Below are 6,432 nucleotides of genomic sequence, written 5' to 3' on the forward strand. Positions count from 1 at the left end.
TGCATGTGTTAAGCACGCCGCCAGCGTTCGTCCTGAGCCAGGATCAAACTCTCCAAAAAAGTTATTTCAACTTCTCTTGAAGAAGATGATTTCTGCTCATGATTTCATGATTCTTTTCGAAACTCTTGCGAGTTTCTCTCATTGGCTGTCCTTGTTGTTTAGTTTTCAAAGACCAGTGTCACCCTAACTTAAAATCCATAAGAATTTTAATGTAGCAATCCGCCGACGTGCTTTGTTGTATCTTAAATACTGTATTACCATGTCCCGCGGCGCTTAACTATAATAGCATTTTTAAAGTCTCTTTGTCAACTATTATATGCAATATATTTTTTTGTGCTAATCATTTTTAATTGCTGGTTGGTGAACCTCCCTCACCTGCACTTTGTATGGAACGTACATATACTTCTCGAAACACCCCATATTTGTAATTGCTCAGGATATTCTTGGCTCCGTGTATATCCCGGTGTTCTCTATATCCGCAAGTACAACTGGAATTTCTGGAGAAGATTTTCTTTCTTCTCCCACAAACAGAACATGTTTGTGTTGTATATTTTTCCCATCATAGCTTTCTATCCTAGATTCCGCTATGGCGGGACATTTAATTATCCCTGTGCCATGAGGAGCCCATTAATATTTTACCGAGTTATCAATAGTTACGATATATTTCTTTTCTGTGCGACAAAAAAAAGTGTGCTGATGCACACTCGTACTTATCCACAGGTTCAAAATATATACTTTCCTATACAATATAAAACCGCACTATATTAGTGCGGTATTTCTCTTATGGAGCGGGTGATGGGAATCGGACCCACGTAGCTAGCTTGGAAGGCTAGTGCTCTACCATTGAGCTACACCCGCATATTTGGTAGCAGGGGGGGGATTTGAACCCTCGGATGAGCGGGTATGAACCGCTTGCCTTAGACCTCTTGGCTACCCTGCCATGGCTCCCCGAGTAGGACTCGAACCTACAACCTACCGGTTAACAGCCGGTTGCTCCACCATTGAGCTATCGAGGAATATATATGGCGGAGAAGGAGGGATTTGAACCCTCGCGGCAGTTACCCACCCTAACGGTTTAGCAAACCGTCCTCTTCAGCCACTTGAGTACTTCTCCATAGTATTTACGTGGTTGGTGCGGAAGACGGGACTTGAACCCGTACGGTGTTACCCACACGCCCCTCAAACGTGCGCGTCTGCCAGTTACGCCACTCCCGCAATAAATGGAGCCATTGACCGGGATTGAACCGGTGACCTTATCCTTACCAAGGATACGCTCTACCAACTGAGCTACAACGGCAAATTCTTAATGAATGGTGCGCTCGGAGAGATTCGAACTCCCGGCCTTCTGATTCGTAGTCAGACGCTCTATCCAGCTGGGCTACGAGCGCACATTTGGAGCGGGTGACGAGATTCGAACTCGCGACTTTCACCTTGGCAAGGTGACACTCTACCACTGAGTTACACCCGCGAGTGTTGGTGAGCCATCCGCGACTCGAACGCGGGACACCCTGATTAAAAGTCAGGTGCTCTACCGACTGAGCTAATGGCTCATCATGGCTGGGGTGGCTGGATTCGAACCAACGAATGCCAGAGTCAAAGTCTGGTGCCTTACCGCTTGGCGACACCCCAGTATATTATTAAGTCAGGATTTCCCAGACTCAATAGCTTGGTTGCGGGGGCCGGATTTGAACCGACGACCTTCGGGTTATGAGCCCGACGAGCTACCGCTGCTCCACCCCGCGTCGAGAGTGATAATAAATGGTGGGCAGGGATGGATTCGAACCATCGTACCTCGCGGAACAGATTTACAGTCTGTCGCCTTTAACCACTCGGCCACCTACCCATTATTTATTCAATTAAATATGGCGACCCCGATCGGAATTGAACCGACGATCTCCTGCGTGACAGGCAGGCATGTTAACCGCTACACCACGGGGCCACGAATTTTGGTGGGCGATGACAGGTTCGAACTGCCGACATCCTGCTTGTAAGGCAGGCGCTCTACCAGCTGAGCTAATCACCCAAAAACTAAGATGCAATTTGGTGACCCGTACGGGATTCGAACCCGTGTAGCCGCCGTGAAAGGGCGATGTCTTAGACCGCTTGACCAACGGGCCACTGTTTTTTGGAACTTTTTTAGTATAGCTGAACCTGATAAAAATGTCAACAACTTTTCAAGATTTTTTTATAGAAGTTTATATCAATGCCTTTCAAGCCTATCAAAAGAGTATATTCTCCACGACAAAAGAAATACTACCAGCAACTAAACACCATTAAAGGAGGTGCTCCGGTAAAACCGAGCTATATGAGCCACAATAAATTCTGGAGAAATCTAATTTTGGCTTTGATTATTACTATTGGATTAGGATACTTATTTTCAATATGGAATGCTTCTAATTCCAATAGGATTAATCCCACCTCTCCTTCCTTTGCGGGGAACGGTGGAAGTTGTCTTTCCTGTCATAACCAAACAACTCCCGGAGTTGTTAAACAATACGGCGTGAGCAAACATGCTGCTAATAAAGTAGCTTGTATTGATTGTCATCGCGGAGATCCGGGTGGTAAACAGACAGTAAACCACTATGATAATAATATTGTCCTCCACCCAACACCTCAAAGCTGTTCCCGCTGTCATCCTGCTCAAGCTGCTCAATTTGACCATAGTAGGCATAGTGCAGCTGCTTGGTATGCCCAAACCGGTGCTTCCGCTTTTACTGATCAACAACTTAAACGTTACGGTCTATCGTCGACAGGAAAGTATAACGATCTTTATCATATGGAAGGGCCTGATATTACTAAAATGGCTTGTGAAGTGTGCCATGGTATTGGTAAGCCGAACGCTGATGGGTCATTCGGCGACTGTGCTAAATGCCACCAAGGACATTCTTTTTCCTTAGCGCAAGTCCGTAAGCCAGAAATATGTGGGTCTTGCCACCTAGGGCCCGATCACCCTCAGAAGGAGATTTACGAGGAATCAATTCATGGAACGATTTATGCCAATAAGGGCTCTACCTGGGCCTGGAATGCACCGGTCGGAACTCTGTCCAGTAAAAACTTTGATGCTCCAACATGCGCTATTTGCCATATGGCTTCTTTTGGCGCTGCACAAGGAACTCATGACGTTGGTCAACGTCTTAGTTGGATGTTAACTCCAGCTCAAGCTCAAAAACGAACTGATTGGGAAACACATCGAGTTAATATGCAAACAGTTTGTTTAGAATGCCACGCAGAATCTTCGATTAAAACTTTATATGACAATGCTGACAAAGTAGTTTTAAAAGGCAACGAAAATATTAAAACCGCTCAGGATATCATTAAAGGTTTGAAGGACGACGGGTTAATTCCCGCAGCTCCCTTTTCAAGTTCTATTGACTTTAAAGGATTTGAAATTTGGCACCATGAAGGTCGTCGGATGAGATTTGGTGCCTTCATGAACGGTCCGGATTACGTACAATGGCATGGAATCTATGAACAACTAATCGACTTGACCGAACTTAAAGAACAAGATGCCGCTTTGAGAAATAAAGGAACATTTAATACGACCTCGACCCAAAATACGAGTAAATCGACTAAAGCAGAAGGTCATTAAAAAGGAGAATCGTCTATGAAATCCATATCTATGAGGCGCTATTCCTATCAATGGATCACCCGGCAGGCCCTCCAGATACCAATTGAAAAAACGCGCCTCCTCCTTTTTTTTCTATGTATTAACTATCTGATTGTTTTTGTTGATGTTTTAATTGCTCATGCTGAAAACCGTTTTTTTCCCAGCTACGAATGGATTCCAATAATTTTCTCCCCGCTAGCGGCTCTTAGCACTATCTATTTGCTTCTAAAGCCTAAATCAGGATTCCCTAAGTATCTTAACATTTTAATTCACTCTCTGGGAGCTTTGATCGGGATCATGGGCTTTGGCTTTCATCTTCAAGCCGTTTCGGCAGGGGATAACGTCACTTATGCGGGATTGATAAGCGGGAACCCCGTCTTTGCTCCCTTAGCTTTTGTTGCTTTAGGGATCATTGGCATAATAACTTCCCTCGATGATCATCCAGCCCATCGAAAGTATAATCTTACTCAAAAAACCCGTTGGCTGCTTCTGGCAACCTCATTCTGGTTTTTGGCCACAGCCTTAGTCGCCTACTTTGACCATGCCCGCACAGGTTTCGAAAATCTCTACACATGGTTCCCATTTTATGTTGGAATCTTTGCAGCCTTAGTTTTGTTTTTTCAAAGCTATAGTTATTACGAACGAAGGTTATCTGTCCTTTTAGGTGTTACCATGGTAATAAGTTTTATCGTGGGATTAATGGGATTCTCTTTTCACCTTACTTCTGATTTGGCAGGACGTGGTGTCATTCAATGGTCAAGAGTCTTTTATCAAGCTCCGGGCTTAGCTCCACTTTTATTTTGTGATTTAGGTCTATGGGGAATCCTTGTTTTCTTAGATCCTATTGAAGAAAGCTCGGCCTCTAGTAATAATAACTAATTGAAAGACTAAAACGTCGTCTAAAACTAAGTTTGAACTATAGCCGAATTTCAAAGGGCTATTTTAGAATTCAAAATGAGCTGAAAATAGAGAGTGAACTCGCTTACGCTAAAGCTTAACATTGGGGCTTCAGATACAATAATGTCCAAAGGACATTATTGCCGAGCCACCTTTCCCAACAGGAATATTTAGCGGTGAAGGAGGACTCTAGCCCACCTGAAGTTAACAAAGGATCCACCACCACTTATAGATGTGGGGACCTTAAAATCCGAAAAACAACAGCCACTATATAGAGCTAACATTTTGGTTAAGTGTTGCTATAAATAGTGGCTAAAAATTGCCCTTAAAAACAAAAAAATTAGACTAGCATTTTGGCTAGCCTCTCTCTAAACTATCCATTTTATTAATTTATCTGCATCAAGAATGTACATTTCTCGCCCTTCAATAGAGATACTGTTTTCTTGCTTAAACGTATTGAGCAGCGAGGTTACAGTTTGTCTTGTAGTTCCTATCATACAGGCTATCTCTTCATGTGTTAAGCGTAATGCAATCTTAGTCCCTGCTTCAGTTTCAATCCCTGCTCGCTCAGACATTTTCAATAATAACATCGCAAGTCTGCCAGGTACTTGCCAACATACCATTTCCTGAATAATAGCCTCTGCCTCTCTCATTCTTATACCTAGAGTAGTAGCAACTTTTATTGCTATGGACGGTTGTTTTTCAAGCAATTCCTCAAAGCGCGATTTACGTAGAACAACTAAAGTTGAATCACTGATCGCTCCAGCAAAACAGGTGCGTTCTCCGTGATACAAGGTTTCAGCGAGCCCCATTAGCTGACCTGGACTCCGCATGCTTCCTACTGTGACTTTCCTGCCGTCCGGGGTAATTCGATAAATCTTAACGAACCCCTTCTCAATTAAATAAATTCTATCAGCAGTATCCCCAGCGGAGAAAATAATCTGACCCTTTTGATAATGATTGAGTGTACCATATTCTCTAATGAGTTTTTTTTCGTGCTCATCAAAAGCTAAAGCGTCGTAATTAATATTTTCCATATCATTATTCCCCCATACAATAACAGTTTAACACACTTCTATTAAAAGATACTAGAAATTATATTTGAACATTACCTACTTTCTCAGGATATTGCAGATATTTCAATTCATCTTCGTTCATATCTGATCACCCTTATATCCTAGCACACAAATGATTATTATTTAGTCCGTTAGACGCTTATCTATAAAACTGCTAATAATACAAAAAGATCAGTATATATCATTTTTTTGCTCGATGCCCAGGAATAAACTTGTATTCCTAATATCCTTTTCATCACTTCAAATTGTATCCACTACCTCCAGAGAATCACTTCGTGGCGAAGTACGAGCTTATTGCCACATTGCGTCAAGTGACGCCTTCTCTTGCAGTGTGGGACCCAATATCTTTCACTTCTTTCATGAAACACAAACAGACTACCATTATGGCAGTCTGTTGCTTGTTTTACCTGGCAATGACCTACTTTCCCAGGGGCCTGCGCCCCAAGTATTATTGGCCCTGGAACGAAAGGCGGATGAGCCTTTCGCCACACTGCGTCCCCATACGCAGACTCCTGCAGCGTGACGAAAACCGGACGAGGTTTTCGCCACATTGCGACTTGTGACACATTCTCCTGCAATGTGGACCCGAACACGATAAGCGGACGAGCTTATCGCCACACTGCGTCTAGTGACGCCTTCTCCTGCAGTGTGGGACCCAATATATCATTCACTTCTTTCATGAAACACAGATAGACTGCCAATATGGCAGTCTATCGCTTGTTACTTGGCGATGACCTACTTTCCCAGGGGCCTGCGCCCCAAGTATTATTGGCCCTGGAACGAAAGGCGGATGAGCCTTTCGCCACACTGCGTCCCCATACGCAGACTCCTGCAGTGTGGATCCTTAACTTC

The 6,432-nt window shown here is 43.6% G+C and carries 3 protein-coding genes, 15 tRNA genes and 1 rRNA gene; 2 read left to right on the forward strand and 17 right to left on the reverse strand.

Going from position 1 to position 6,432, the window contains the following annotated elements; genetic code table 11:
* The 16 genes from B5771_RS06005 to B5771_RS06085 form a co-directional block, all read right to left on the reverse strand.
* A 16S ribosomal RNA gene (locus B5771_RS06005) occupies nucleotides 1–59 on the reverse strand; the annotation flags it as partial.
* A 725-nt stretch (nucleotides 60–784) separates the two neighbouring features.
* Nucleotides 785–858 (reverse strand) — tRNA-Gly (locus B5771_RS06015).
* Nucleotides 859–863: 5 nt separating this feature from the next.
* Nucleotides 864–940, reverse strand: a tRNA-Ile gene (locus B5771_RS06020).
* A gap of 1 nt (nucleotide 941) precedes the next feature.
* Nucleotides 942–1,016: transfer RNA gene (locus B5771_RS06025), tRNA-Asn, on the reverse strand.
* A gap of 7 nt (nucleotides 1,017–1,023) precedes the next feature.
* Nucleotides 1,024–1,114, reverse strand: a tRNA-Ser gene (locus B5771_RS06030).
* A gap of 16 nt (nucleotides 1,115–1,130) precedes the next feature.
* Nucleotides 1,131–1,215: transfer RNA gene (locus B5771_RS06035), tRNA-Leu, on the reverse strand.
* 6 nt (nucleotides 1,216–1,221) lie between these two features.
* Nucleotides 1,222–1,297 (reverse strand) — tRNA-Thr (locus B5771_RS06040).
* A gap of 14 nt (nucleotides 1,298–1,311) precedes the next feature.
* Nucleotides 1,312–1,388: transfer RNA gene (locus tag B5771_RS06045), tRNA-Arg, on the reverse strand.
* 5 nt (nucleotides 1,389–1,393) lie between these two features.
* Nucleotides 1,394–1,468, reverse strand: a tRNA-Gly gene (locus B5771_RS06050).
* Nucleotides 1,469–1,474: 6 nt separating this feature from the next.
* Nucleotides 1,475–1,550, reverse strand: a tRNA-Lys gene (locus B5771_RS06055).
* Between the two features lie 4 nt (nucleotides 1,551–1,554).
* Nucleotides 1,555–1,629, reverse strand: a tRNA-Gln gene (locus tag B5771_RS06060).
* A 38-nt stretch (nucleotides 1,630–1,667) separates the two neighbouring features.
* Nucleotides 1,668–1,742, reverse strand: a tRNA-Met gene (locus B5771_RS06065).
* A gap of 17 nt (nucleotides 1,743–1,759) precedes the next feature.
* Nucleotides 1,760–1,843, reverse strand: a tRNA-Tyr gene (locus B5771_RS06070).
* Nucleotides 1,844–1,863: 20 nt separating this feature from the next.
* Nucleotides 1,864–1,939: transfer RNA gene (locus tag B5771_RS06075), tRNA-Asp, on the reverse strand.
* An 8-nt stretch (nucleotides 1,940–1,947) separates the two neighbouring features.
* Nucleotides 1,948–2,023 (reverse strand) — tRNA-Val (locus tag B5771_RS06080).
* 18 nt (nucleotides 2,024–2,041) lie between these two features.
* A tRNA-Glu gene (locus tag B5771_RS06085) sits at nucleotides 2,042–2,117 on the reverse strand.
* 221 nt (nucleotides 2,118–2,338) lie between these two features.
* On the opposite strand from B5771_RS06085, the gene B5771_RS06090 reads away from it, so the two are divergent.
* A complete protein-coding gene (locus B5771_RS06090) occupies nucleotides 2,339–3,589 on the forward strand; it encodes a multiheme c-type cytochrome (protein WP_242966760.1) in 1,251 nt (416 codons plus the stop codon).
* Between the two features lie 15 nt (nucleotides 3,590–3,604).
* On the forward strand, nucleotides 3,605–4,486 hold the full coding sequence (locus B5771_RS06095) for a hypothetical protein (RefSeq protein WP_088186737.1): 882 nt from the start codon (nucleotides 3,605–3,607) through the stop codon (nucleotides 4,484–4,486).
* A gap of 386 nt (nucleotides 4,487–4,872) precedes the next feature.
* Here B5771_RS06095 and B5771_RS06100 read toward each other — a convergent pair whose 3' ends face one another.
* Nucleotides 4,873–5,541 carry a Crp/Fnr family transcriptional regulator gene (locus tag B5771_RS06100; protein ID WP_047812172.1) on the reverse strand — a complete coding sequence of 223 codons (669 nt, stop codon included), beginning with the start codon at nucleotides 5,539–5,541 and terminating at the stop codon, nucleotides 4,873–4,875.
* Between the last annotated feature and the right edge of the window lie 891 nt (nucleotides 5,542–6,432).

The organism is Desulfosporosinus sp. FKA (genome assembly GCF_002196785.1).
In the GTDB taxonomy this organism is placed as follows: domain Bacteria; phylum Bacillota; class Desulfitobacteriia; order Desulfitobacteriales; family Desulfitobacteriaceae; genus Desulfosporosinus; species Desulfosporosinus acididurans.

Excerpts from the sequence above, each read along its gene's own strand:
- B5771_RS06095 (WP_088186737.1), top strand. The coding sequence starts at position 3,605 with ATGAAATCCATATCTATGAGGCGCTATTCCTATCAATGGATCACCCGG.
- B5771_RS06100 (WP_047812172.1), bottom strand. The coding sequence starts at position 5,541 with ATGGAAAATATTAATTACGACGCTTTAGCTTTTGATGAGCACGAAAAA.